The organism is Neobittarella massiliensis (ex Bilen et al. 2018) (assembly GCF_014269355.1).
Lineage (GTDB): Bacteria > Bacillota > Clostridia > Oscillospirales > Ruminococcaceae > Neobittarella > Neobittarella massiliensis.
In genome coordinates this window covers 110,734-133,617 of the sequence record NZ_JACOGI010000003.1, presented here as the reverse complement: position 1 = coordinate 133,617, position 22,884 = coordinate 110,734, and the positions used below count along the sequence as shown (strand labels likewise).

26 protein-coding genes and 2 tRNA genes are annotated in these 22,884 nt (G+C 55.5%); 10 read left to right on the top strand and 18 right to left on the bottom strand.

The window, feature by feature from the left end; all coding sequences use genetic code 11:
* Window positions 1-6: 6 nt before the first annotated feature.
* From H8K20_RS12420 to H8K20_RS12395, 6 genes are all read right to left on the bottom strand, one after another.
* A complete protein-coding gene (locus H8K20_RS12420) occupies window positions 7-588 on the bottom strand; it encodes an HD domain-containing protein (RefSeq protein ID WP_186488638.1) in 582 nt (193 codons plus the stop codon).
* Complete coding sequence (locus H8K20_RS12415; RefSeq protein WP_186488637.1) at window positions 585-1,190, bottom strand: hypothetical protein; 606 nt, start codon at window positions 1,188-1,190, stop codon at window positions 585-587. Before H8K20_RS12415 ends, H8K20_RS12420 begins: the two co-directional genes overlap by 4 nt.
* Window positions 1,174-2,115: an ATP-binding protein gene (locus tag H8K20_RS12410; RefSeq protein WP_105204567.1), complete on the bottom strand. Its 942-nt coding sequence runs from the start codon at window positions 2,113-2,115 to the stop codon at window positions 1,174-1,176. Before H8K20_RS12410 ends, H8K20_RS12415 begins: the two co-directional genes overlap by 17 nt.
* 292 nt (window positions 2,116-2,407) lie before the next feature.
* Window positions 2,408-2,566 carry a hypothetical protein gene (locus tag H8K20_RS12405; RefSeq protein ID WP_164998169.1) on the bottom strand — a complete coding sequence of 53 codons (159 nt, stop codon included), beginning with the start codon at window positions 2,564-2,566 and terminating at the stop codon, window positions 2,408-2,410.
* Between the two features lie 296 nt (window positions 2,567-2,862).
* Entirely contained in the window at window positions 2,863-3,162 is a 300-nt protein-coding gene (locus tag H8K20_RS12400) for a hypothetical protein (RefSeq protein WP_105204569.1), read from the bottom strand.
* A gap of 46 nt (window positions 3,163-3,208) precedes the next feature.
* Window positions 3,209-3,436 carry an XRE family transcriptional regulator gene (locus H8K20_RS12395; protein WP_186488636.1) on the bottom strand — a complete coding sequence of 76 codons (228 nt, stop codon included), beginning with the start codon at window positions 3,434-3,436 and terminating at the stop codon, window positions 3,209-3,211.
* Window positions 3,437-3,619: 183 nt separating this feature from the next.
* On the opposite strand from H8K20_RS12395, the gene H8K20_RS12390 reads away from it, so the two are divergent.
* The 6 genes from H8K20_RS12390 (at window position 3,620) to H8K20_RS12365 (ending at window position 7,410) form a co-directional block, all read left to right on the top strand.
* The gene (locus H8K20_RS12390; RefSeq protein WP_186488635.1) at window positions 3,620-4,045 is read left to right on the top strand and encodes a helix-turn-helix domain-containing protein; all 426 of its coding nucleotides are present in this window, start codon (window positions 3,620-3,622) and stop codon (window positions 4,043-4,045) included.
* A gap of 1 nt (window position 4,046) precedes the next feature.
* Window positions 4,047-4,547, top strand: coding sequence for an ImmA/IrrE family metallo-endopeptidase (locus H8K20_RS12385; RefSeq protein ID WP_186488634.1), 501 nt, complete (start codon window positions 4,047-4,049; stop codon window positions 4,545-4,547).
* A 277-nt stretch (window positions 4,548-4,824) separates the two neighbouring features.
* Window positions 4,825-5,142 carry a DUF2085 domain-containing protein gene (locus tag H8K20_RS12380; protein WP_341480855.1) on the top strand — a complete coding sequence of 106 codons (318 nt, stop codon included), beginning with the start codon at window positions 4,825-4,827 and terminating at the stop codon, window positions 5,140-5,142.
* A 234-nt stretch (window positions 5,143-5,376) separates the two neighbouring features.
* A complete protein-coding gene (locus H8K20_RS12375) occupies window positions 5,377-6,576 on the top strand; it encodes a tyrosine-type recombinase/integrase (RefSeq protein WP_186488632.1) in 1,200 nt (399 codons plus the stop codon).
* 52 nt (window positions 6,577-6,628) lie between these two features.
* Window positions 6,629-6,949, top strand: coding sequence for a hypothetical protein (locus H8K20_RS12370; protein WP_186488631.1), 321 nt, complete (start codon window positions 6,629-6,631; stop codon window positions 6,947-6,949).
* A 248-nt stretch (window positions 6,950-7,197) separates the two neighbouring features.
* Window positions 7,198-7,410 carry a helix-turn-helix transcriptional regulator gene (locus H8K20_RS12365; protein WP_105204575.1) on the top strand — a complete coding sequence of 71 codons (213 nt, stop codon included), beginning with the start codon at window positions 7,198-7,200 and terminating at the stop codon, window positions 7,408-7,410.
* 235 nt (window positions 7,411-7,645) lie between these two features.
* Here the strand turns inward: H8K20_RS12365 and H8K20_RS12360 are convergent, their stop codons facing one another.
* From H8K20_RS12360 to H8K20_RS12325, 8 genes are all read right to left on the bottom strand, one after another.
* Entirely contained in the window at window positions 7,646-8,512 is an 867-nt protein-coding gene (locus H8K20_RS12360; RefSeq protein ID WP_186488630.1) for a 4Fe-4S binding protein, read from the bottom strand.
* 6 nt (window positions 8,513-8,518) lie between these two features.
* A complete protein-coding gene (locus H8K20_RS12355) occupies window positions 8,519-9,478 on the bottom strand; it encodes a hypothetical protein (protein WP_186488629.1) in 960 nt (319 codons plus the stop codon).
* Between the two features lie 287 nt (window positions 9,479-9,765).
* Window positions 9,766-10,413: a CatB-related O-acetyltransferase gene (locus tag H8K20_RS12350; protein WP_186488628.1), complete on the bottom strand. Its 648-nt coding sequence runs from the start codon at window positions 10,411-10,413 to the stop codon at window positions 9,766-9,768.
* 203 nt (window positions 10,414-10,616) lie between these two features.
* A complete protein-coding gene (gene ectB, locus H8K20_RS12345) occupies window positions 10,617-11,876 on the bottom strand; it encodes a diaminobutyrate--2-oxoglutarate transaminase (protein WP_186488627.1) in 1,260 nt (419 codons plus the stop codon).
* A gap of 199 nt (window positions 11,877-12,075) precedes the next feature.
* Window positions 12,076-12,164, bottom strand: a tRNA-Ser gene (locus H8K20_RS12340).
* Window positions 12,165-12,416: 252 nt separating this feature from the next.
* Window positions 12,417-13,571, bottom strand: coding sequence for an aminotransferase class I/II-fold pyridoxal phosphate-dependent enzyme (locus H8K20_RS12335; protein WP_105204580.1), 1,155 nt, complete (start codon window positions 13,569-13,571; stop codon window positions 12,417-12,419).
* A 13-nt stretch (window positions 13,572-13,584) separates the two neighbouring features.
* The gene (locus H8K20_RS12330) at window positions 13,585-14,676 is read right to left on the bottom strand and encodes an iron-containing alcohol dehydrogenase family protein (RefSeq protein WP_186488626.1); all 1,092 of its coding nucleotides are present in this window, start codon (window positions 14,674-14,676) and stop codon (window positions 13,585-13,587) included.
* A gap of 111 nt (window positions 14,677-14,787) precedes the next feature.
* Window positions 14,788-15,735, bottom strand: a complete 948-nt coding sequence (locus H8K20_RS12325) for a D-2-hydroxyacid dehydrogenase (protein WP_186488625.1) — start codon at window positions 15,733-15,735, stop codon at window positions 14,788-14,790.
* A gap of 388 nt (window positions 15,736-16,123) precedes the next feature.
* On the opposite strand from H8K20_RS12325, the gene trxB reads away from it, so the two are divergent.
* The gene (gene trxB / locus H8K20_RS12320; RefSeq protein WP_186488624.1) at window positions 16,124-17,056 is read left to right on the top strand and encodes a thioredoxin-disulfide reductase; all 933 of its coding nucleotides are present in this window, start codon (window positions 16,124-16,126) and stop codon (window positions 17,054-17,056) included.
* 10 nt (window positions 17,057-17,066) lie between these two features.
* Window positions 17,067-18,359, top strand: a complete 1,293-nt coding sequence (locus H8K20_RS12315) for a glycoside hydrolase family 10-like protein (RefSeq protein WP_186488623.1) — start codon at window positions 17,067-17,069, stop codon at window positions 18,357-18,359.
* An 82-nt stretch (window positions 18,360-18,441) separates the two neighbouring features.
* Here the strand turns inward: H8K20_RS12315 and H8K20_RS12310 are convergent, their stop codons facing one another.
* The 4 genes from H8K20_RS12310 to H8K20_RS12300 form a co-directional block, all read right to left on the bottom strand.
* The gene (locus tag H8K20_RS12310; RefSeq protein ID WP_164998172.1) at window positions 18,442-18,597 is read right to left on the bottom strand and encodes a hypothetical protein; all 156 of its coding nucleotides are present in this window, start codon (window positions 18,595-18,597) and stop codon (window positions 18,442-18,444) included.
* A 239-nt stretch (window positions 18,598-18,836) separates the two neighbouring features.
* The gene (locus H8K20_RS14095; RefSeq protein WP_279287518.1) at window positions 18,837-18,968 is read right to left on the bottom strand and encodes a hypothetical protein; all 132 of its coding nucleotides are present in this window, start codon (window positions 18,966-18,968) and stop codon (window positions 18,837-18,839) included.
* A gap of 86 nt (window positions 18,969-19,054) precedes the next feature.
* Window positions 19,055-19,681 carry a hypothetical protein gene (locus H8K20_RS12305; RefSeq protein ID WP_186488622.1) on the bottom strand — a complete coding sequence of 209 codons (627 nt, stop codon included), beginning with the start codon at window positions 19,679-19,681 and terminating at the stop codon, window positions 19,055-19,057.
* Window positions 19,682-19,721: 40 nt separating this feature from the next.
* On the bottom strand, window positions 19,722-21,113 hold the full coding sequence (locus H8K20_RS12300; protein ID WP_243206526.1) for a TrkH family potassium uptake protein: 1,392 nt from the start codon (window positions 21,111-21,113) through the stop codon (window positions 19,722-19,724).
* Between the two features lie 186 nt (window positions 21,114-21,299).
* Here H8K20_RS12300 and H8K20_RS12295 point away from each other — a divergent pair.
* Together H8K20_RS12295 and H8K20_RS12290 are read left to right on the top strand one after the other, a co-directional pair.
* A tRNA-Arg gene (locus tag H8K20_RS12295) sits at window positions 21,300-21,376 on the top strand.
* Between the two features lie 1,035 nt (window positions 21,377-22,411).
* Entirely contained in the window at window positions 22,412-22,831 is a 420-nt protein-coding gene (locus tag H8K20_RS12290; RefSeq protein WP_186488621.1) for a prepilin-type N-terminal cleavage/methylation domain-containing protein, read from the top strand.
* Window positions 22,832-22,884 lie beyond the last annotated feature (53 nt).

The window sequence follows — 22,884 nt, the reverse complement described above, 5'->3', positions numbered from 1 at the left end:
GCTGATCTAATCAGATATCTCATCCATATGAGTAGCCTGCATGTCGGCCAGATGTAGAGCCAGTGCCAGAGGATACTTGTCAAAAGCCGCCGACTGGGCATAACTGCCGCCCTTTACTGCTTCATCGTATCCGCCCATGTGCCAGCGGATCGCCACTGCTTCTTCTGTAGACAGCCGGATAAACCGCTCGATGAGGAATACCGACTTCTCGCCGTGGCCATAGGGGAACTGATCTTCAACCTGATAAAAGGGTGCCTTTTCCCACTTGCCGGTCTGCTCGTTTTTTACATTGCGGGTGCTCACTTTATAGAAATTTGCCTTACAAAGGTCGTGCAACAGTGCACAGATAGCAATACTTTCTTCTCGTTGTGTGTGAGCCTTTATATCTTCTGCCATCTCAGCGCGAAGTCGCTGATACACATGGACGCTGTGTTCGCACAGGCCGCCCGGATAGGAGCCATGAAAACGCGTCGAGGCTGGTGCTGTAAAAAAATCGGTCGTTTCCAACCAGGCTAAAAGCTTGTCCGCTCCGGTCCTGGCAATATGCGTGCGATAGATCTGTAAAAACTCCTGTTTAAACTCGCTCATCGTGCCCTCCAATTTTTAAAATAGATTTCTGACAGTTGGCTGTGATCCAGATAGTGTAGAAAATCCACTATCGTTTCTTCTATGGGTGGTGTGTCCTGACGCGTATAGCGTTCTTGATAGAGGTCATGCCCATCACTTACTAAGTAGGTAAATCCTGCAGCTTCCGGGCACAGGGCCAAATACATGGGGTGCTGTGGACTATCTAAATACTTGCCCGACCGGTAGCGATGAGAGAATTTGATATCGTATATTTCGCCAGCTTTCAGCACATCCAGTCGACCGTATAATAGCAGCGGCACACCGGATACCTGCCGCCGGCAGGAGAGCGGCACTTGCATGGCCCCGCCCTGCACAACTTGTGCCACCTGCTCGATACCGGCAGCCCATTTGTGCTTATCCGTTGAGCTGGTACTGGCACATTCGGCGGTCACCAGATCCTCGAAATCGATACCGTCCTGCATGGCTTTCGACCGTTCGGTCGGCTCACGCCGTAGGACTCTCAAAAAGTCCTGATGGGCTCGCTCTGTATCAGCGGCTCGATATTGCCAAAGCCAGGCCTGCAGCAGCGATTGCGTGAGCAGATACCTAGTTCTTGGACACATAACAGCCAGCCTCTTTGTCCCAGCGCAGGCCCAATTCTTTTACCCGTGCAGAAAGCCGGGAAGAAGCCTCTTTTTGGCTGGTCAGATGGTGCTCCATATGCCGTAACAGCTCAGCTGCCTGTGTTGCGCTGTCGGCATCCTGTACAGCACTCAGCACTTTCTCGATCTGTGCCATGGTCTGTTGGTAGGCATCCTGCTGACCAGCTACTTGATCAGCCTCAGCTTGTATGTAGTCACGGGCGCGGGCAAACAGCTTTGTTAAAAAGTCGTTGGGCGTTCCCTCATCCAGCTTGGGCATTTTGATCAGGCCCTGCACTCCATAACAGCCTTTGGCAAAATACTGTTCGGTGGGCGAAAATCCCAGCACCCGGTCATCTCCGACCATCTGCAAAAAACACCCCAGATCGCAGGGCTGCCACACGATATCGCGGGCAGCGCCTTCGCATAAGAGTCTCTGGCGGGTTACATCGCCGTCACGCTGCTCCACTGTATGGAACACATAGATGATATTTTTGTTCTGGACATACTTTAGCTGGTTGGTAAAACGGACAAATTCCGCTTTTACGGCGCCAAATCCTTTCAGGGAGATCGCACCATTCTTCTGCCGGTTAAGCGTGGGATTTTGGCGCATAGCCCAGTCCTGCAGAAAGGTGACGAAGCTACCGCCGGTATCGATCACGACGGTCTGACAGCGCTGTACAGTAGGGCTCTGCATATCCTGTAGTACCTCTTCGTAGGTCTCGGCCTCGATGGTAAGCTTACGGTGTGCGGCCCGGACGCGGGACACTCCCTTATCAAAGTCGATGAGTACCGGGTTGGGGGCAGACAGCGCCAGTGTAGTCTTACCGGTGCCAGGGCTGCCGCTGATGATCATGGAAAAGCGCTTATTGGTAAAATCCATCTCTGATGGCTGAATGATTGCCATTTTAGTTCTCCTTTCCTCTCGCGATCTTCATAGATCCTCTTGCAGGTGCTTTGGTTTAGTGCGGCCAGTATGGACCATCCAAGCAGCAAAATCAGCCAGATCGCTCTGTATGTACTCTTCTACGTCTTCTTCGCACGCTTCTCCGTATATCGCTACGTCCACGCAGTCCGCACAGTACGGGTGATTGCCCAGCAAATATGCCGCGGGTGCGCCACAGCATATACAGGTAGGCGGCGCATAGATGCTGTTCGAATTGGGACATTTGAGATCACAGGGACTATGCCGGCAGATATCACACATCTGTCTCATTCTCCTCTAAGGCACGGATGGTCTGCACAGCCTCCTGGATAATATCGATATAGACATCCGCCTCTCGTCCCAATGTGCGTCCTATGAGCAGATCTGACATCAATTCGATGCGTTCTAATAACACAAAAGATTTTTCACTCATGACGGGTGCCTCCTATTTGACAAACCGGTCGATCGGTTGTACATTATGGTTGCAGATTCTATTTTTGGGCCCGTCCTCAGTGTTGCAGCACTGGGGGCGGTCTCTTTTTTGCTTGTGATTTAGCTGACTGTACCAGTGGTACTCTACTGAAACTACTAGGCCCAAAAGACAAATAAGTCCGGCAAAGAGTGACTGAGCCGGTGAGATTCCACCGCCATCAGACATAGCAGCCGTTAGAAAAAGCCCGAGTGCCGACAGCGTACCGGCTATTTTATGTATCATGCAGCCACCTCCTTTCATAAGCCACTCACGCACATGCTTAGCCGATACCAAAGCCAAAACTGTGTGGATGGAATTTTGTAAATGCCATTGCGGCCGCCCTGCATAGGTTTTGCTACACCGAATGGACAGTGTCCAGAGGATAAAACCTTTTTAAAAGCATCTTTATCCATTCCCAGAAACTGCGCTGCAGCCTCTGCGGGAATGAGCCTGGGATATCGAGTAATAAGCTCGTCCAGTTTTTGCAGATCTTCGATTACTGAGGCAGGCGCTTGTAGCAGTGACTGCACAGCGTGTTGATAAGTATTTGCGCCCATGGCGTTTCCTCCTTTCTATTTTTTGTCAAATGGTTTACTGTCCGATTTAACGGATAGTTTCTGTGCTATCATCTAGCTGTAGGATACGGTTGATGCTGGCGACGATCTTGGGAGCTGTGCGCTGGCCGGTGAAAATTTTATATAGATACCCGTTGTCAACATACATACCGGTATCCTTTTTAATTTCCTCTTCAAGCCACTGCTGCGTTTCGCCGATTTCCACCAATTTTTGCTTTGCTTTTACACCAAACGCACAAAGTTTACATTTAGACATGGAAAACCTCCTTTCTATGTTGACAAGTACTTGTACACGTACTATTATGAAAGTGTCAACAATCTATAGCACGTCGATAAGTACTTTTCATGTCTTTATATTAGTACTTATCTGCGTACAAGTCAATGCATATTGTGCTTATAAAAGTACATTTGTAGACTTGTACAAAATGGAGGTACTTTTATGCGCACATTATATGAAACACTGTCTTCCCTTTGTGCAGACAGGGGAATAAAACCTGGCAAGATGTGTGCTGATTTAGGCTTTAGTCGCAGCACAGTATCGGATTTAAAAATGGGCCGAAAAAAAACTTTATCATCAGAATATCTGGCTAAGATATCCAATTACTTTGGAGTGTCTGTTGACTATCTACTAGGTAACGAAACAGAAAAAGCGCCCACCCTTACAAAAAAGGATGAGCGCGATATAGCCCGTCAGCTCGAGACATTGAGTCAATCGTTGGAGAGCGGGGAGGGGCTGATGTTTGATGGGGATCCACTTAGCGATGAAGCGCGTGAATCAATCCTACAGGCTATGAAATTGGGGCTAGAGGCCGCAAAACTGCGGAACAAGGAAAAGTATACCCCTAAGAAATATAAGAAGGGATAGAATGAAAATCAAGCAACTGGCAGACCAAACAGCTGCCAAATACCGTACCAGAGACCCATATGAGCTGGCCCGGGCGCTTGATGTTATCGTCATTGACGCACCATTACAAGGTGTGCGCGGTTTTTGCCACCGTATCTCGCGGTGCAAGATCATCTATATAGATAATAGTTTAGATGACTGGCAACGTCGTATTGTGTGTGCGCACGAGCTAGGCCACCTGCTTATGCACAAGGATCTAAACCGTATCTATATGGATAACCACACATACCTACTATCAAGCCGGTATGAGCGCGAGGCTGACAAGTTCGCTGTGTGCTATTTGTACGACGATGACTACATCCAGCAGCTACAACTAGGCACAGTACAGCAGGCGTCTGCCGCAATGGGTGTGCCCGAGCCGTTAGCTGAGTATAGGATGCTCTGTACGCCGCCTACACTTTTTCAAGACACAATCAAAGACCAGCCAACAGCTGCCTCTGTCGACTGGCCAAAAGATATGTAAATGGGACCAACCATCTACAGAACTATTTTATCATTTTTTTGAGGAGGAAGTAAACAATGAAATGCCCTAAGTGTGGAAGTGAGAACTGTCAAATTATCCAGGAGACAAATGGAAAAACAAAAGGATTTGGCGCAGGCAAAGGCTGCCTTGGCACCTTGGTATTTGGCCCTGTAGGTTTTCTATGCGGTTTGTGTGGAATGGGTAAAGGAAAGACGAAGACGAATACATATTGGGTTTGCGGAAATTGCGGAAACAAATTCAAGGTATAGACATTTGGATGAAACTTATGCGCATAGGTGAGTTTTCCGGATGTCACCAGATGCCAAAACGCAGTTTTTTCATTCATGGATATCAGTTCCCGGTATGCGCTCGTTGTACAGGATTACTTGTTGGAAATATACTGTCAATTTTGCTGATACCTGTTATTCAACCAAAAGCTGTAGCAGTCATCCTTCTATTGCCCTTGGCACTGGATGGGCTTACACAGCTGGCCAATTGGCGGGAATCAACCAATTGGCTTCGTTTCTTGACAGGTGTTTTAGGAGGATATGGACTTTACACAGCATTTCTGTCACTACTAATTCTGATATTATAAAAACCTGCCCAGCGCTTGCTACACTGGACAGGCTCTCGAAATTACGGTAGACTTCTCTCCAAAAAATCTACACTTATATGATACCACATAAAATTTGTACGCGCAAGGTGAACTTTTAATCAAAAATATAAGCCAGCATATAGCTGCAACTATACACTGGCTCGAGTAAGGGTAGATGATCTTGACGGACAATCTACCCTCTTATAATACCACAGCTTTATAGGAGGGGCAATCATGGCGCGAAAAAAAGCCACTGCAAGAGAGAAAAAGCAGAAGCTAATAGAGATCAAACGCAAGGTAGGGGAGAGGCCAGACGGATCAGCGATTAGAAAGTCATTTTACGGCCACACAAAAAGGGAAGCCGAGCAAGCATATGAAACATATAAGCTGGACCTGGCCAACGATATGCCCGTAGTAGATACGACCACCACAGTGACAGAATGGGCGCCGCTTTGGCTGAAAACGTATATATTAGGGACTGTGAAAGATAATACATACGCCAATAACTACGAGATACCTATCAGAAGGCACATCCTCCCGTACTTTAAGGATAAACCGATGTCTTCGATCAAATCTGTGGATATTCAGGCATTTCTAGACCATGCGCTAAAAAAGGTCGAGCCCGGATACGTCGGCAAAATGCGATCGCTACTCGATGGTATGTTTGAGACGGCTGTTGAAAACAGGATTTGCCTGCAAAATCCAGTAACGCGCAGCGTTAAGGTTAAAAAGAAAGTGTCTTGTAAAAAAGATGGGCCCGCATTCTACACAGCGGAGCAGATAGATTTGATTATTGACTACGCGAAGACACATAAGAACGGGCTGTGCATACTGATACTGCTCGTGTGTGGTGTGTCCCGCAGCGAACTATTAGGGTTAAAGTGGACGGATATCACAAGCGATAGAGTGATGCATATTCGTAGGGGAGTAGTTGACCAAAAGAACGCCTTGACAGGGAAGTGGGAAGTATACGTTGGCAATGACGAACTAAAAAATGAGTTCAGATCAAGAGATTATCCTTTGCCAGACTGGTTATACAAGATGATCTTACAAAAGCCTAAAACAATCTATTTAGGCGGTAGTGTGCGAAATAAAACACCACTAAAGGCAGTAAATACAGAATTTATTTTTCATAGCGCAAAAGGCGGCGTGCAAAGTCCACACAACTGGACTTATTATGTGTATCAACCATTTATGCGCGAAATGATTAAGTACTATGCGAACAAAAAAGTAGACATGCCGCTGCTGTCTGCACACAAGCTACGGCACTCGGCTGCTTCCTATTGGGCAAACGCAGGTATGAGCCTTTTTGCCATTTCAAAACTTGGTGGGTGGAGTGACTTAAAGATGCTTTCCAAGGTGTATGGACATGGTGATATCGATATGCTGAGGGCAGAGCTAAACCGAGTACAAAAGGCAGATGGGCAGTCATAAAAAGTACGACACTTGTACGACACTTTCCCCCGTTTAATAGCAGTGGGCACCAGTGCTGAAAATTAAAAAATCGCATAGGTATGCGGAAAATGGCATTGCATTGCCATCTGTGAAAACAATGCATTTATTTTCCCAAGCTGAGGTTGTGGGTTCGATTCCCATCGCCTGCTCCATCAAAAAAGCGCTTGACCATGCAGGGTCAGGCGCTTTTTCTTTTTCTGTCAAAGTAGTCAATGCGGTATCAGTACTGCTTTTTTACCGTCCTGCCACATGGCAACCTGCACCTTCAAAAGGTATATCCCGTCTGCCGGCAGTTGTCGAGCAACGGCTTTTCCTATATAGTAGATCTATAGATATATCGGCGCAGAGCTGACCGACCGGATGGCCCAACTGCCCACTGCGCAACACCCAAATCACCTCAAAAAGTGCCGGGACATAGTATCCCGGCACTTTTTATTTGCTGTCTTTCCCACCCGGCCCATAGCAGACAATGCTGATGACATTTGCATATCCGCTTTACAGATATGTATCAAATCTGTGCATATTGAAATTGTCAAGGCATGATAATGTCTGGAAAATAAAGCGGTTCATTTTTACAATTGTGGCGGGGGAGTGAGAACTTTGGATTCCAGAGAAATTTTATCACAAAATCTGGTGCGCTATCGGTCAGAGCATGATCTCTCTCAGGAAGATATGGCTTGGGAGAGCCATATGAGCGTCCGTGGCTACGCGCAGATCGAGCGCGGCGAAGTGCAGACCTCGCTGCGCATGCTCGACAAGCTCAGCCGCAGCACCGGCCTGTCGGTGACCGAGTTGCTCACGCCTCATAAATAACACGATTGTGAAATAGTTGAACAACATATAACATCTACAGTTATTACAGTATATCTAAAACAGTTACGGCATGTGGCAAAAATGGGGCGCAGCAGCGCACAGGGGCAACCGCCCAATGAGCATACAAACGCCTGGCAGCGGCAGCTAAGGTCGTCATTGCCGGGCTATTGGTGCGCATGGAACGAAATAGACATCTGTCGTGACGCCTTCTTACATGAGCCGTTCCTGCCCGGATTCACGGGGCAGATCTCAGCAGATCGGTCGGCTGGCCGGGGATCGCCGACTCGCAGGGGACAGCTACCTGACATTTGCCGCAGCCGTAATAGTCGCCATAGGCGATGTTGGTGTCCATCACCATGCGCCCACATAAGGCGTTGCTCTTGCCGCCCTGCAGGGTAATAGCCCCTACCGGACAGTGCCGTATACAGGCGCCGCAGCGGGTGCAGTAGGCGTCATAAGTGTGGTAGGGCCGCTCGTCGGGCTCTATTGGAGCGTCGGTGAGCAGACTGCCCAGTCGACCAGCTGTTCCCCGGCGGGTGATGAGCGCCCGCGACAGACTAAAGGTGCCCAGTCCGCACACATAGGCGGCGTGCCGCTCAGACCAGTTGGTAGTGTTGCCAAATCGAAATTGACGGTCGCCGGGAAAAGGTGCGTCGTCGATGCGAAAGCGCTCGTCCAGCAGCGGTATCATGGCAGTGTAGCCCCGCTGCTGCAGACCTTCGCACAGGTGTCGGGCCAGCTGCGTCACCAGCGCCTGCCCCTCTATGCGGGCATGCAGCCAGGCCAGCGCCGGCCAGCTGAAATTTTGCCGGTTGGCGTGCCGCACAGCAGCAGTAAACGGCAAAAAGAACGACACCACCGATACGCTGCCCGGCATCCACTGTCTGGGTGTCAGGTAGTGTGGCCCAATGATCTGCGGGCTCAAAAAGGTATCGAACAGGGGGTCATCGGCCCGCCCAAAGCCCAACAGCGGCGCGTCAAATATCTGTAGTCCGGCCAGCGGTGGGGCCAACGCCTGCTGAGGGGTGATCGTGTTGGCTCCTTGACCGGCAACGTACTGTGCCGCCCTGCACTCGAGCCACTGTTTTAAGTCGCTGGGCATAGTGTCTCACACCTCCCTGGCCGTATATCTCATATCGTGCTGTGGCGCCCGCGACGCCAGCGCTTCGTGCAGCCACAGCGGGTATAAAAGCGGCCCGATCCAGTGGGGCGCCACCACCGGCAACGGCAGTGAATCCACCTCAAAGCGCTCCGGGTGTCCGGTTAGTACCAGCAGCGGCCGCCGGCATATAGTTGCAGCGGCAACTGCCCGGTCAAACGTGTCGCGGTGTTGGCCGCCGGCGATGAACACCGCCGCCTGTCTCGAGTTGCGGCCCGGCAGGTTTTGGTGCAGCCAATGCGCGCTGTTCATGTCGGCCGCCGGCACGCACAGGGCCTCTTCCAAGTACCACGCCAAATACTGTGCCGCCGCCCGGTCGGGGCCGTCGGCAACGCAGTGCACGCATGTCGGCTGCACCGCCGTCAACCACCGGTGCAGCTGTTGAGCCACCGGTGAGGCCCGGTCATCTCCGTCCGACGGCTCAAAGTACCCCCGCAGCAGACTGGCGCCATCCGTCCGCTCTCGACCCTGTGCGCGGTGCAGAGCTTGTGCCAGCAACAAACTGCCCCACACAGCTATCATGTAGGAAAGCAGTGGATGGCCGGCCAATGCGCCATCACCACACACCGCCTGCCGCTCATGGGCCAACCGGGTAAGGTCGACCAGCAGATGATCGCCCGAATCGGGCCAAGCCCAAGGGCAGTCAGTGGCGCCGCCACCGGTATATGGCTGCCCCCGGTAGGCCTGTACCAGCGGCAATATGCCGTTCGCTGCCGGCGGTGCAAACAGGGGGCACATGGCCACCGCCGCCATATAGGTGGCTCCGTCTCCCACCAAGCTGATCCTTCGAACCGCCGCCAGTTGCGCCGCCGTCACTGTCCGCGCAATGTCGCGCTCAGTCACCGAGTCCATCACCCAGCGCGCCATGCGGGCAGTTACACTGCCGGGTGCAAAGTAGGCCCCTGGCATAAGGCTCCTCCTCTCTATACGAAACAAGCAAAAGCTGTGTTCTATAAGCTAATACTATCATACCGCCGCCATCAGCCACCGGCAAGCTGCATATCGCACAAAGTGACGGCACGTCTCTTAGCAGCAGCACCAGATAGCTTGTTTTTTGCCGCCAGCAGAAGCTTTTCATCCGCAAGACTCCCCTGGGTTCCCCTTTAAAAAGTAGGCCTAAAACAGTTAAAAAGAGCGGGAGGATCATTCCTCCCGCTCTTACATAATAACTTTTTATGGCAGCCGTCCGATGCCCATCACAAGCCGCCCGTCAGCGGCAGCTCAGAGAGTTCTCCCCGGGTCAAATAGGGCAGGCAGTACCTGATCTTTTCGACCGGCCAATCCCACCAGCACAGCTGTTGTAGCCGCGCGACCGTATCGCGGTCAAAGCGCTCCTTTATGGGCCGGGCGGGCACGCCGCCCACTACAGTGTAGGGGGCTACATCGCCGGTCACTACAGCTCGGGCGCCGATAATGGCTCCGTCGCCGATATGCACGCCCGAGAGCACCACCGCCTGGTAGCCGATCCACACATCGTTGCCGATGATGATGTCGCCCCGATTGTCCCAGGCGTCGGTCACCTGCCGCCTGTTTAGCCCCCACTCTTCAAAAAACAGCGGGAACGGATAGGTGGACAGAGAGCGCTGAGTGTGGTTGGCGCTGGTAAACAAAAACTTTGCCCCGCAGGCGATCGAGCAGAACTTGCCGATGACGAGCCGGTCACCGTTGATGGGGTAGTGGTACAGCACATTGTTTTTTTCAAATTGGGTGGGGTCGTCGACAAAGTCGTTATACATCGTATAGTCGCCGACGACGATGTTGGGTCCGGTGACCACGCGGTTCAGGTATACCGTCTCGGTGTCGCCGGTACGCGGATAGGGTGATCTCTTCTCTGGAACAGCCATAGTGTCCTCCTGCGCGATTACGGCAGGCGGCACCGGCGCGCCGGCACAGCGCCGCCCGCATTTATGCGGCCATTCCAGCTGTGGCAATACACCTCTTCAAAATCGTCACCTTCCCGTCGGGCTTTTGCCCGGTATCTCCTAAATAGGGCAGGGCCGCCAGTCATACAGGGCGGCCCGCCTTTTCCCCAGTGGGGCATACTCTCTTATTGTGCGGGATGCGCCGCCAGCACTGCCTGCAGTGCCTCTTTTACGATCTCCAGTCCCTTTTGCAGGTTGTCGTCGCTTATGATCAGCGGCGGCATGATCTTCAGCACATCGTTGCCGCGCCCGGCCCGCTCGATGACCAGCCCCCGCTCAAAGCAGGCGGTGATCATCTCTTTGCTGGCGCCGGGTATGCGGGCGAAATCAATGCCCCACATCAGCCCAATGCCCCGCACCTGCAGCCGCTCGTCCAGCGGCAGTATCTCGCGGTGCAAATACTGGTCGACGATCGCACCTTTGCGGAGGGTCTCGGCCTCGATATCGTGTTCCAGCATATACTCCAGCCCCGCTTTGGCCGACACAAAGGCCAGCTGGTTGCCGCGGAAGGTGCCGGTGTGCTCGCCGGGAGCCCACACATCCAGCTGCGGCTTTAACATCACCATAGCAAAGGGAAGTCCGTACCCGCCGATAGATTTAGAGAGGGTCACGATATCCGGCACGATGCCGGCGCGCTCAAACGAGAAAAAGGTGCCGGTGCGCCCACAGCCCACCTGTACATCGTCGACGACGAGCAGGATCTCATATTTGTCGCACAGCGCCCGCAGCCGCTGCAGCCACTTTATGTCCAGCGGGTACACGCCGCCATCGGCCTGTACCGTCTCGATAACGATGGCCGCCGGCTTGGCAATGCCCGAGTGGTCGTCGCACAGGATCGTCTCGATATACTCGATGGTATCCAGCGCGGGGAACATGTACGGGGCGGGGATGTGGGTCACGTCGTGCAGCGCCACCCCGGCCCCGGTGCGGGAGTCGGCGTCGGTGGTCAACGACAGCGAGCCCATGGTCATGCCGTGAAAGGCGCCCATCAGGGCAAAAATACCGCTGCGGCCGGTGTACTTGCGGGCCAGTTTCAGCGCCGCCTCTACCGCGTTGGTGCCGGTGGGCCCCACGAATTGCAGCTTGTAGTCGAGCCCGCGGGGCGCCAATATGGCCTCCTCAAAATACTCGATAAAGCTGCGCTTGGCCGTGGCATACATGTCCAGCGAGTGCAGGATCTTGTCCTCCTGCAGGTAGCGGATCAGCTTTTCCTTGATGTAGTCGTTGTTGTGACCGTAGTTCACCGCCCCGGCACCACAGAAAAAGTCAATATACCGTCTGCCGTTCTCGTCGGTGAGAATGTCATCTTTGGCGTACTCGAACACGGTGGGGTAGTTGCGGCAGTAGGAACGGACTTCAGATTCATACTGTTCAAAAACGTTCATTTTCCCTCTCCTCGTCAAAAAAGACCAGTGCCAATCTATTTTTACAGGTGGGGCAGCACCGATTGGTGTCATTCACCGTTTATACGTACACAAATATCATATCTCTAGCGGGCGGCGTTGTCCAGCTTTTGCGCAAATCTATAGAAATTTGTAAGGATTACAAAAAGGCCCGGACGATTTCGTCCGGGCCTTTTTACACTGGCGGAGCGGGTGGGATTCGAACCCACGGAGCCTTGCGGCTCAACTGATTTCGAGTCAGTCCCGTTATGACCACTTCGATACCGCTCCATCTATCTGGGCCAGAGCAGCGCTCTGACCTAGATATTATAGCAAACCCCATTTAAAAAGGCAAGTGGGGTGAGCGATTTTTTCTCGTTATCGTTCTAGCACAGCCGGTCTTTAGCCCCACCGCGGCGCAACTGCGCCACAGCGGGGCGTCCCAAACGCCGCCAGGAGCAGTGCGCAGTCAACTGTACGGCCATTTCGGTCCGGCACAAAAGCCCTGCAGCTGTGTCAAGCGGGAGCGGCCCCGCCTGTCGGCTAAAACTGGTGGGGGTCCAGCCGGTCAAAGGCCTCTTTGAGGGCCGGCACGCCCACGGTCAGCGCCAGCCGTACGTAGCCCTCACCACAGGCGCCAAACGCCTCGCCGGATATCGCGTTGATGTGGTAGTGCTCCAGCAGTCTCCGGCAAAAAGCCGCCGAGGTCAGCCCGGTCTTTTGGATGTTGACAAACAGGTAGATGCTCCCCCGCACCGGCAGTACCGAAAGGTAGTCGATCTGGCAGATGCGCTGGTAGGCGTAGTCCAACCGGGTCTTAAACTCGTCGATGATGGCCGGCTGTACCTGATGGCGCAGCTTCAGCGCGTGCAGCGCCGCCCGCTGTGAAGGCGCCGGCGCAGTGTACACCACATTTTCGTTGATATCCCGCATCACCGCCACGATCTCGGGCGGCGCCAAGTTGTAGCCGATGCGCCAGCCGGTCATACAGTAGTCCTTCGAAAAGCTGCACACGGTAATGGTGCGCTCGGCCAGCCCGGGCAGGGTGGTCACTGGGATAAACGGATTTTCAAAGCTGAAGATGGTGTAGATATCGTCGGCGATGAGCAGAAGGTCGTACTGCTCGGCGATCTTTCCGACCTTCTGTAAGGTCTCCAGCGACAGGCAGCTGCCGGTGGGGTTGTTGGGGGTGTTTAAAATAATGGCCTTGGTGCGGGGGGTAATGAGCCCCTCCAGCCGCCCGATGTCGATCTGAAAGTTCTCGCTCTCATAGGTGGGCAAAAACACCGGTACGCCGCGGGCCAGCTCCACCTGGTAGGGGTACGGGGTAAAGTACGGGTCGGGGATGATGACCTCGTCGCCGTCGTCCAAAATGGCCTCCAGCGCCAGCCACATTCCGTGGCAGGCACTGGCCGTCACGATACACCCGTCCCCGGGGATCTCGTACCGGTACATCTCGCGGTAATACGCACCAATGGCCTGCAACAGTTCGGCGTCGCCCAGGGTGCCGGTGTAGTGGGTGTGCCCCAGCTCGGCGTCGGCCATGGCCGCCTCGATGATGCGGCTGTCGGTGGTCAGGTCGGGGTCGCCGATGGCCAGGTTGATCAGGTCGGGGTACAGCCCGGCCAGCTTACCGCTGGCAGCCATGGCTGTATCGGTGTTTTTCCAGTACCGCTTGGCAATGTACTTGTTTTTCATGTCACTGCGCCCCCTATACCTTGGCCGGCGCCGCCAGCGCCTCTACCTGCTCAATGCCGGCCAATACCATCTCGCCGGTAATGGGCCAAGGCAAATACTCCATGTCCGCCCCGGCCAGTGTCTCGGCCAGTATGGGGGCCAGCTCCTCCCGGTCGCAGCGCACGCCGATGTCGGCCAGGCAGGTGGGCAGCCCCATGTCTGCAAACAGCTGGTACAGTTCTGCCAGCTCCTGCTGCCGTTTTTCTACCGCCAGCTGTACCAGCACCCCATACCCCACCACGTCGCCGTGCAGGTAGTGCTCCTCAAAGTGGGGCAGGATGGTAAATCCGTAAAACAGGCTGTGGGCCAGCGCCCCATTATACTTGTCCTGTATCAGCACCGATACCATGCCGGTGGTGGCGATGATGGCCAGCACCACCTGCTCCAGGGCAAAGGTGGCTATGTCTTGCCGGCAGTCGGCAAGCGCCTGCAGGCCGTAGCGGCGAATGGGTCCCACACACAGCCCGCTCACCTGTACAGCCAACGCGTCAGAGTGGGCCAGCTCGTCGTTTTGGGCCGATAGCGCGCACTCGTAATGTTTGGCCACCGTATCGCCGATACCGGCGCGCAGGTACTTGACCGGCGCCTCGGCGATGATCTGGGTGTCGATGAACACATGGGCGGCCGGCCCGTCGAGAAAGTAAAACGAGTCGAAGACGCTGTCGGCCGTGTACACGATCGACTGGGCCGAGGTGGCCGCGCAGGTGGCGGCGATGGTGGGCAGGCAAAATACCGGCACGCCCGCCCGCTGGGCGGCGCCTTTGGCGGTGTCCAGCGCCTTGCCGCCGCCCACGCCCAGGATCATGTCGGCGCCGCACTGCCCGGCCGCTGCGGCAACCAGATCGATATTCTCATAGGTGCACTCACCGCCGTACCACAGCGGGTCAGCCAGCTCCACGCCGGTGCCGGCCAGCGCCGCCTGTATCTTGGGCAGCGCCTTTTCCAGTGCCGTCTTGCCGCCCACGGCCAGCGCCTTTTTGCCGCAGGTCAGGCAGTGTGCCGCCAACTTGTCGTAGGCGTCAGCGCCGATGGTGTAGCTGGCCAGCGAGACAGAATAGTCAGACATAAAGAGCCTCCTTTAAGTGAAAAAGAGAGCGCGGATACACGCCGCCGGGACCGGCCTGCGTGGCCCGCGCCTTCTGAGTAGTCAATAGGGTCAAAAGAAGTAAGATCGCTTTTAATAGGTCTTTTTAAAGTCCACCGCCCGCACCGGCTTGCCGCTTTGCAAAAAGCTGGCGATGTTGGCCGCAGCGATCTCGGCGATCGCCTTTTTGGTCACCTGGTCGTTCGAGCGGCCGGTCACGTGCGGGGTGATCAGGCAGCCCGGCTGCCGCCACAGCGGGTGGTCGGCCGGCAGCGGCTCCGGGTCGGTCACATCCAGCGCCGCCCCGCCCAGGCGGCCGCTCTGCAGCGCCTGCAGCAGCGCCTCGGTGTCCACCGCGGTGCCGCGCCCCACATTGATGAGCAGCGCGCCGGGCTTGCACCGGGCCAACTGGTCGGCCCCCATCAGGCCGCGGGTGGCCGGGGTGTCTGGCAGGCTCATGGCAATAACGTCTGCCCGCGGCAGCAGCGCGTCCAGCTCGCCGGTGGTGTGCAGCTCGTCAAAGCCGGGCAGCTCCGTCGCCGGCGTATTTTTTACCCCGATGGTATAGCCGCCCAGCGCCTGTACCTTTTGGGCGTAGTGGCCGCCGATATCACCGGTGCCCAGGCAGAGCACCGTGGCCCCCGCAGCCCCGGCTCCGGCCGGCAGCATCTCCCACGCCGGGTGCGCCATATTGTCGCGGTACAGGTGCAGGTTTTTCTGCAGGCACAGCTGCATGGCCAGCATAAATTCGGCGATCACGTCGCCGTACGCGCCGGAGGCATTGCACAGCACCACGTCGTCGCCGGGATACACTGCCTTGTCGGTGTAGCCGTCGGTGCCGGCGCTGATGAGCTGCAGCAGTTTCAAGTTGGTCGCCTGGGGCAGCAGTGCATGGGCCGGGTTGCCCACGATGATGTGGTACTGGCCGATCTCCTGCGCGGTGAGCGGTCGATCAAAAAAGGTGACCTCGCAGCCGGCAGCGGCTTCGCGGATCTTCTGCTGCAGCGGCGGGGAAAAAGGGGAGATGACGGCGACTTTCATGGGCTTTCCTCCTAGCGGTAACGGTGTGACTATATTTTATGTTGTTACTGTAGCACAGCCGGGCAAAAATGGCAACGATTTTTTAAAAAATATCCATATAAATGTATAAATATTCTCATATACAACGAATTGTCTCCTGATATTCCCCAATATCATGTATATCTTACACATGTTGGACTTCCAAAGCCCACCTGTATCGCCGCCGTGCTCACCGCCGCATCTCGGTTGCGGCTCGGTTGCGACGGCGCCAAAAATGGGGTATGATAATGGCATAAACAGGCAACACTGCCTGTATAGTAGAAGTAGTGGACAAGGTGTGGCTGCCGCCCGGGGGCGGTGGGCTGCTGTGTGCCGGCGCCACACCTGTGAACAAATAGGAGAAACGATCATGGAGAGACAGCCACAAGAAGTAGATATCCTCATCATCGGCGCCGGCACGGCCGGCCTCACTGCGGCGATGTACGGCGCCCGCGGCGGCAACTCGGTCATCGTGCTCGAGAGCAACGTGCACGGCGGGCAGATCATCAACACCTGGGAGGTGGAAAACTACCCCTCCATCGCCAAGATCTCCGGGGTAGAGCTGGCCACCAATATGTACGAGCAGGCTGTGTCCCACGGGGCCGAGGTGCGCTACGAGCAGATCGAGGGGCACGATTTTTCCGGCCCCATCAAAACGGTGTATACGGCCCAGACCGAGTACCGCGCCAAGGCGGTCATTTTGGCAAACGGCGTCATCAGCCGCAAGCTCGATATCCCCGGCGAGCAAAAATACACCGGCCACGGGGTGTCCTACTGCGCCACCTGCGACGGCAACTTCTATAAAAATAAGGTGACGGCAGTCATCGGCGGCGGTAATACCGCGCTGGAGGACGCGCTGTTTTTGTCCAACCAGTGCCAAAAGGTCTATATCCTGCACCGCCGCGATACCTTCCGCGGCGAGCAGCACAACGTAAATGCGGTCAAAAAGCGCGCCAATATCGAGATTCTCTACAACACCATCCCCCTCGAGATCCAGGGGCAAGATAAGGTGAGCGCGCTGCGGTGTCAGAACGTGGTCACCCAAGAGCAGCAGACACTGGTCGTCGACGGCGTGTTCGTGGCGGTGGGCCGCATTCCCCAAAACACCCCTTTTGCCGACAGCATACAGCTCGATGAGAGCGGTTTCGTGCTGGCCGGAGAGGATACCAAGACCAGCGTCCCCGGTGTATTCGCCGCCGGCGACACCCGCCAAAAACAGGTGCGGCAGCTGGTGACTGCCGCCGCCGATGGCGCCGTGGCCGCCGTTATGGCCGGCAGCTACATCGCTGCCGAGCTGGCGTAGGGGGGCGCACATGGGCAAAAAGATAACCCCCAAAAAGCAGGCCCGGGGCCAGCGCCGGGGCGGCGGTCAGGGGCTGGCCCTGCTCATCGCCCTGGTCATGGTGGGGGCCACCTTCATGCTGATGCGCGGTCTCTCCGGCGGCGACGGCAAAAAGTCGGCCAGCAGCGCTGCACCGTCGGTAGTCACTGCCGAAGAGAACTCGGTCAAAAACACCGGCGAGTACCGGGCGGTGTGGTTTTCCTATCTCGACTTGCAAGATCGCCTGCAGGGCAAGACTGAGATGGAATTTACAAATAGTATAAATTCTGCTTTCGATAACTGTGTGAATATGGGGCTCAACACCGTGATCGTACAGGTGCGCCCCTTCAGCGACGCGCTGTACCGGTCCCAGCTGTTTCCCTCCTCCCAGTATATCACCGGTAAACAGGGCGACCACATGGCTTTCGACCCGCTGGCAGTCATGGTGCAGTCGGCCCACGATAGAGGCCTCACCATCGAGGCCTGGGTCAATCCCTACCGCATATCCAGCACCGAGGGAACGGCCCCCTGTACCGAAAATCCGGGCTACAAGTGGTTTGCCGACGAACAGACTAAAAACGACTGGGTGGTCCAGGTGGGCGAAGGTCTCTATTATAACCCCGCGATCCCCGAGGTACAGCAGCTCATCGTCGACGGCGTGGCCGAGATCGTGAAAAATTATCAGGTCGACGGCATCCATTTCGACGATTACTTTTACCCCTCCGGCATCGACGACAGCTTCGATGCCGCCGCCTACAGCCGCTACACCGCCGCTGGCGGCACGCTCGCGCGGGGCGATTTTCGCCGCCAAAACGTCGATACACTGGTCAAGCAGGTATATCAGACCGTGCACAGCCTGCGATCCGACTGTACTTTTGGTATCAGCCCACAGGGAAATGTGAACAACTGCTACGACAGCATGTACAGCGATGTCAAGACCTGGTGTGCGCAAAAGGGGTATATCGACTACATAGCGCCCCAGATCTACTGGGGGTACGAGCACCCGCTGCCCAGCGCCCGCTTCGACGTCAAGATCAGCGAGTGGAACGCCTATATGAAAGAGCCCTCGGTCAAGCTGTACATCGGCCTGGCCGCCTACCGGGTGGGAGACAGCGAGAGCGGCTTCACCCAAAACGGCGACGATCTTGCCCGCATGGTCAAAGACAGCCGCACCAAGACCAGCTATAGCGGGTTCATCCTCTTCCGCTACGACAACCTGGCCCAGAGTGGCGAAGTGGTGGGCAAAGAGATGCTCAACCTGCAAGAGCTGCTACAGGATAAATAGGCGTCGCCGTACTGCCTGCATGCAAAAAAAGGCCCCGACAGCCGCGTTTTGAGCGGTGGTCGGGGCCTTCTATTTGGCAGAGCTATTTGCCGCGTCGGCGGTAGGCGATGGTAGAGACGAGCAGCAGCACCAGCACCGCGGCCAGCGCCGCGCCCAAAATGGGCAGCAGGGGGATGCTCTTAAAAAATTCCAGAATGCCTCCCCCGTGGCCAGGTAGGGCCATCAGAGCCGAGAACATGACCGGCACGTCCTTTCTGTGAGAAGGTGTAGAGAGCAGCGATCTTTCTCTCTGTCTCTATCATACCCACTCCCACAGCGCCCGGCAATAGAGTTCACCACACTGTAGCTTTCTCGAAAGCAAAACGTAAGATTTGGCGCCGTTTGCCTCTCCCCCACCTGGCCTGTCCGCCCGCCGCCGGGCGGAGACGACACCGGTAAAAAAAGCGGGCCCCCAGGTATTTGGGGGCCCGCCGCCATTTAGTCCTCCAGGTCAAGGGGAATATAGTGTTTAAAAAAATCGCGGTAGCGGTCGTTTTCCCGCTCGGTGAGGAAGGCCAGCACCACTGCCGCCAGCGTCACCAGTACCAGTAGCTTACTCAATAGTTTCACAGCGATCACGTCCTTTTCGCCCCGGGCGCAAAGCCCAAAATACGGGGTCTGGCCCCACCCTCAGTATAGCACGGCCCGGGCCTGTTTTAAAGGGAAATAAAAGGAATATCGGCAAAGCCGTCACAGCGGTAAGGGGTGCGGTTTTGCAGGTCGGTGATGGGGCTGACCGAGCCGAAATGCTCCATGGCCGGGTTGTGGCACAGAATATAGATATTTCCGCGCATCACACTGGCCGGCGTCAGTGTGTGGGTGCCGTACAGCCGGTCCAGCAGCCGGTCCGACAGCAAAAAAGTCAGTCCCCAGTAGTAGCCGATCTCGTTGCTGCCCCCCTGGGTCAGGGGGGTAAAATCGGCGGTGATCTCGCCGGTCAGGTCGTCTATCTGCTCCTGATCTGTGCACAGTTTGCCGGTAAAGCCGCCAAAAATGTCGCCGGTCACGTTGATATAGCGCGCGCTTACCTCGGGGAAGGGACACAGCGAGATCGAGGCACAGCAGTTTTGCAGCTGGTCGGCGGTGTTTTGGGCAATAGGCAGTGTAGCGGCGTTCTCATACACGGCAAAGTTCACCAGTATGCCGGTCCCCTCCACCGCCGCGATGCGGGCGTGTAAAAAGGGTTTAAACGAGCCGCTCTCAAAGGGAAACGAGGTCGGCACAATGGCCGGCAGCATGTCAAAATCGGGGAAGTTGCGCATGTGTACAGCGGTAAAAGGCATAACAGATAGCTCCTCTCGCCCGGTCACCAGCCGGCGGCCGTCAGCCCACCAGCAGCTTGCCCTCGGGCATCACGCGGTTCTTGGCCTGTTTTTTGGGCATCGCCAGCGATATTGCCAGCGATGCGGGCCCCACTCGGCCTATAAACATGGTCAGGCTGGTCACGATGTGGGTCAGCGCGGTGCCCTGTTCGGTCACGCCCACCGATAGCCCAACGGTGCCAAAGGCGCTGCAGGCCTCAAAAATGGCATTGATGGGGGTCTTGGCCGGGCCGGGCCGCATCGACAGGTACATCACGATCGATACGCCCAGCACGATCATAATGGCCATACAGGTGATCGAGATGGCCTTGTATACGGTCTTGGGGTCTATGCGGTGGCGCAGCATCACCGTCTCGCCCCGCCCACGCGACATGCTCACCACCGTCATCACTAGCACGGCAAAGGTGGTCACCTTAATGCCGCCGCCGGTCGAGCCGGGCGCCGCGCCGATAAACTGCCAGATCGAGGCAAACAGCTTGGTAAAGCCGCTCATGTCCGCCAAATTGATCGAGTTAAAGCCTGCCGTACGGGTCGAGACCGACTGGAAGTACCCGGCCCCCAGCTTTTCCAGGGTAGACAGCCCGCCCATGGTCTGGGGATTATTCCACTCAAAGGCGCAAAAGAAGATGGTCCCCCCCACGATGAGCCCGCCGGTCAGCATCAGCACGATCTTGGTGTGCAGCTGCAGCTTTTTGGTCTTGCGCCAGTCCCACAGGTCCCGCCACACCACAAAGCCCAGCCCGCCAATGATGATCAGCAGCGAGATGGTCCCGATAACGATGGGGTCGTCGGTGTAGTGGATCAAACTGGAGTAGGCTCCCTCGTGGCCCAAAATGTCAAATCCGGCGTTGCAAAAAGCCGATACCGCCAAAAAAATGGAGGTGTATATCCCCTGCGCCAAGCCGAACCGGGGCACGAATGAAAAGCACATGATGATCGCGCCGATGCCCTCGATGCACAGCGACACCACCACCACCATCCGCAGCAGCTGCGACAGGTTCACCATCGACTGGGCGTTGATGGATTCCTGGGCCAGCGACATGCTCTTAAAGCCCAGCTTGCGCCCCATGGCCACCGTAAAAAAGGTCACCAGCGTAATGAGCCCCAACCCGCCGATTTGGATGAGGGTCAAGATCACCAGCTGCCCAAAAAGTGAAAAGTGCAAATAGGTGTCAAACACGATCAGCCCGGTCACACAGGTGGCCGAAGTGGCGGTGAACATCGAGTCCAGCAGCGGCGTAAAACTGCCGTCGCGGGAGGAGATGGGCAGGCTCAACAGCAGAGTACCCGTCAATATGACCAGCGCAAAGCTGATGACGATGAGCTGAGTCGGTGACATGGCCGCCTTTTTATCTCTGGGCTTGGCCGGTGTACCGGGGCGTAAAGTAGACATATAAAAAAGCCTCTTTTACAAAAAATTTGCAGGCATAAACCTGCAGCCGTATCCAACGCACCACAAGTATAGCAAAGGCCCCTTTGTTTTTCAATATGGCCTATGCCAGTTATTTTAGACCGTATCTTGCTTTTTTAGTGCGTTTTTAGTATACTAAGTGCTGGCTTTTATAAGGGCCGAAGAATTGCGCCTGTAGCTCAGTCGGATAGAGCGACCGCCTCCTAAGCGGTAGGCCGGAGGTTCGAATCCTCTCAGGCGCGCCAAGCCGCCGCAGACAGTTTCGTCGTCTGCGGCGGCTTTTGTTTTGGCCCCATTTACCCCTGCATCACCCCGCTTGCCCCCGCACCCCCACCGTGGCAGGTCAGCGGTCAGGCGGGTATAAAAATGCCGGCAAATACACCTGTTAAGCCGTTTTTCGGCAGCGGCCGTTGGCGGCTTACACCGCGCGCAGCCGGTTTTACATTGGGCGGTGCCGGCCACCCGTCGCCCCCGGCGTGCGCCGGTACTCTTCCGCCGCTGTGCCCGGTGCCCGGTGCTTTTGTACCCGTCGGCACCCCGTCAGCGCACTCGGCCTGTGTGGGCCCGGCGCTGCTGTCGGCTGCCCGGCAGCTTTTTTAAAGCGCTCACTTTTGGGCAGATATCTGCCCGCTCGGCCCCCAGTAAAAAAACACAGTATTAAATTTGTATAAAGAGGTTTTGGCGGTGCCGCACGCTATCCCGGCACCAGTCGAGAGCGATGTCCCCCTATTAAATAGTATAAAGAATATATAAAGAAAGACCGCAACCGCGAGAGATTTTACTGGAATGGGATCGCCGGTGTTGAGCCGGATGGGCAGTCGGCTCCGCCCCGCCGCCTGCCCATCCATATGCCCCAATAGGCTATTCTATGCGGCTCGCCCCACAATAGCAGCGCGCTGTCCTGTTTTGCCCCCTAATTGCGCCCGCTGCCATATAGGACGGCACTCCCGGTCACACTGTCGGTGGCGCACACACACCACCGCCCGGTCTCCAACACGCAAAAAAGCCCATCACACTGCGCATTTTTGCCATTTTTCGCCCGACGGCGTCCCGGCCGGTCTCCCAGACCTGTGGCCCGGCTGTCTAAAAGGCATAAACAGAGCGGCAACTGCCCCATGCCGGTTAGAAGTTTGACAGTTTTTCACTAGTTAAATTGACTTTTTATGACCTCCGCGGTATACTTTAACAAACGAAATCTGTGCACATGCGGTCTTGTACACAGATGGGCGCGATGTGGGGGAGAGACCGCGCACAATTATTTTAGAGAAGGTGTCGACAATATGAAAAAGACCATGCAAAAACTCAAAGACAAAAAGGGCTTTACCCTGGTAGAGGTCATCGTAGTACTGGTGATCTTGGCCATCCTGGCCGCCATCGCCATCCCCGCGCTCACCGGCTACATATCCAAGGCGCAAGAGAAAGCTGCCACATCCGAGGCCCGCACTGTTTTTGTGGCTGTACAGACATTGGCTTCTGATCAGTTTGTTGAAAATCCGACGGCTGAATCCATTCAAGTCGATAAGACGACCGATACCTCCAATACGGTTGCTAAAGAAGTCGAGAAATTAAGTGGTCAGGCGGTAACATTTACCGATCCTCCGAAAGTTTCTAGCGGTAAGGTAACTTATTTCAAAATCGAGACTTCCGGTGGATATATAGCGGCCTATAATAATGGTAAATACACAGTTACAAAAAAATAGTTAAACAAAATCGCCCTGTCCCGTAACGGGCGGGGCGATTTTACCATGGGGCT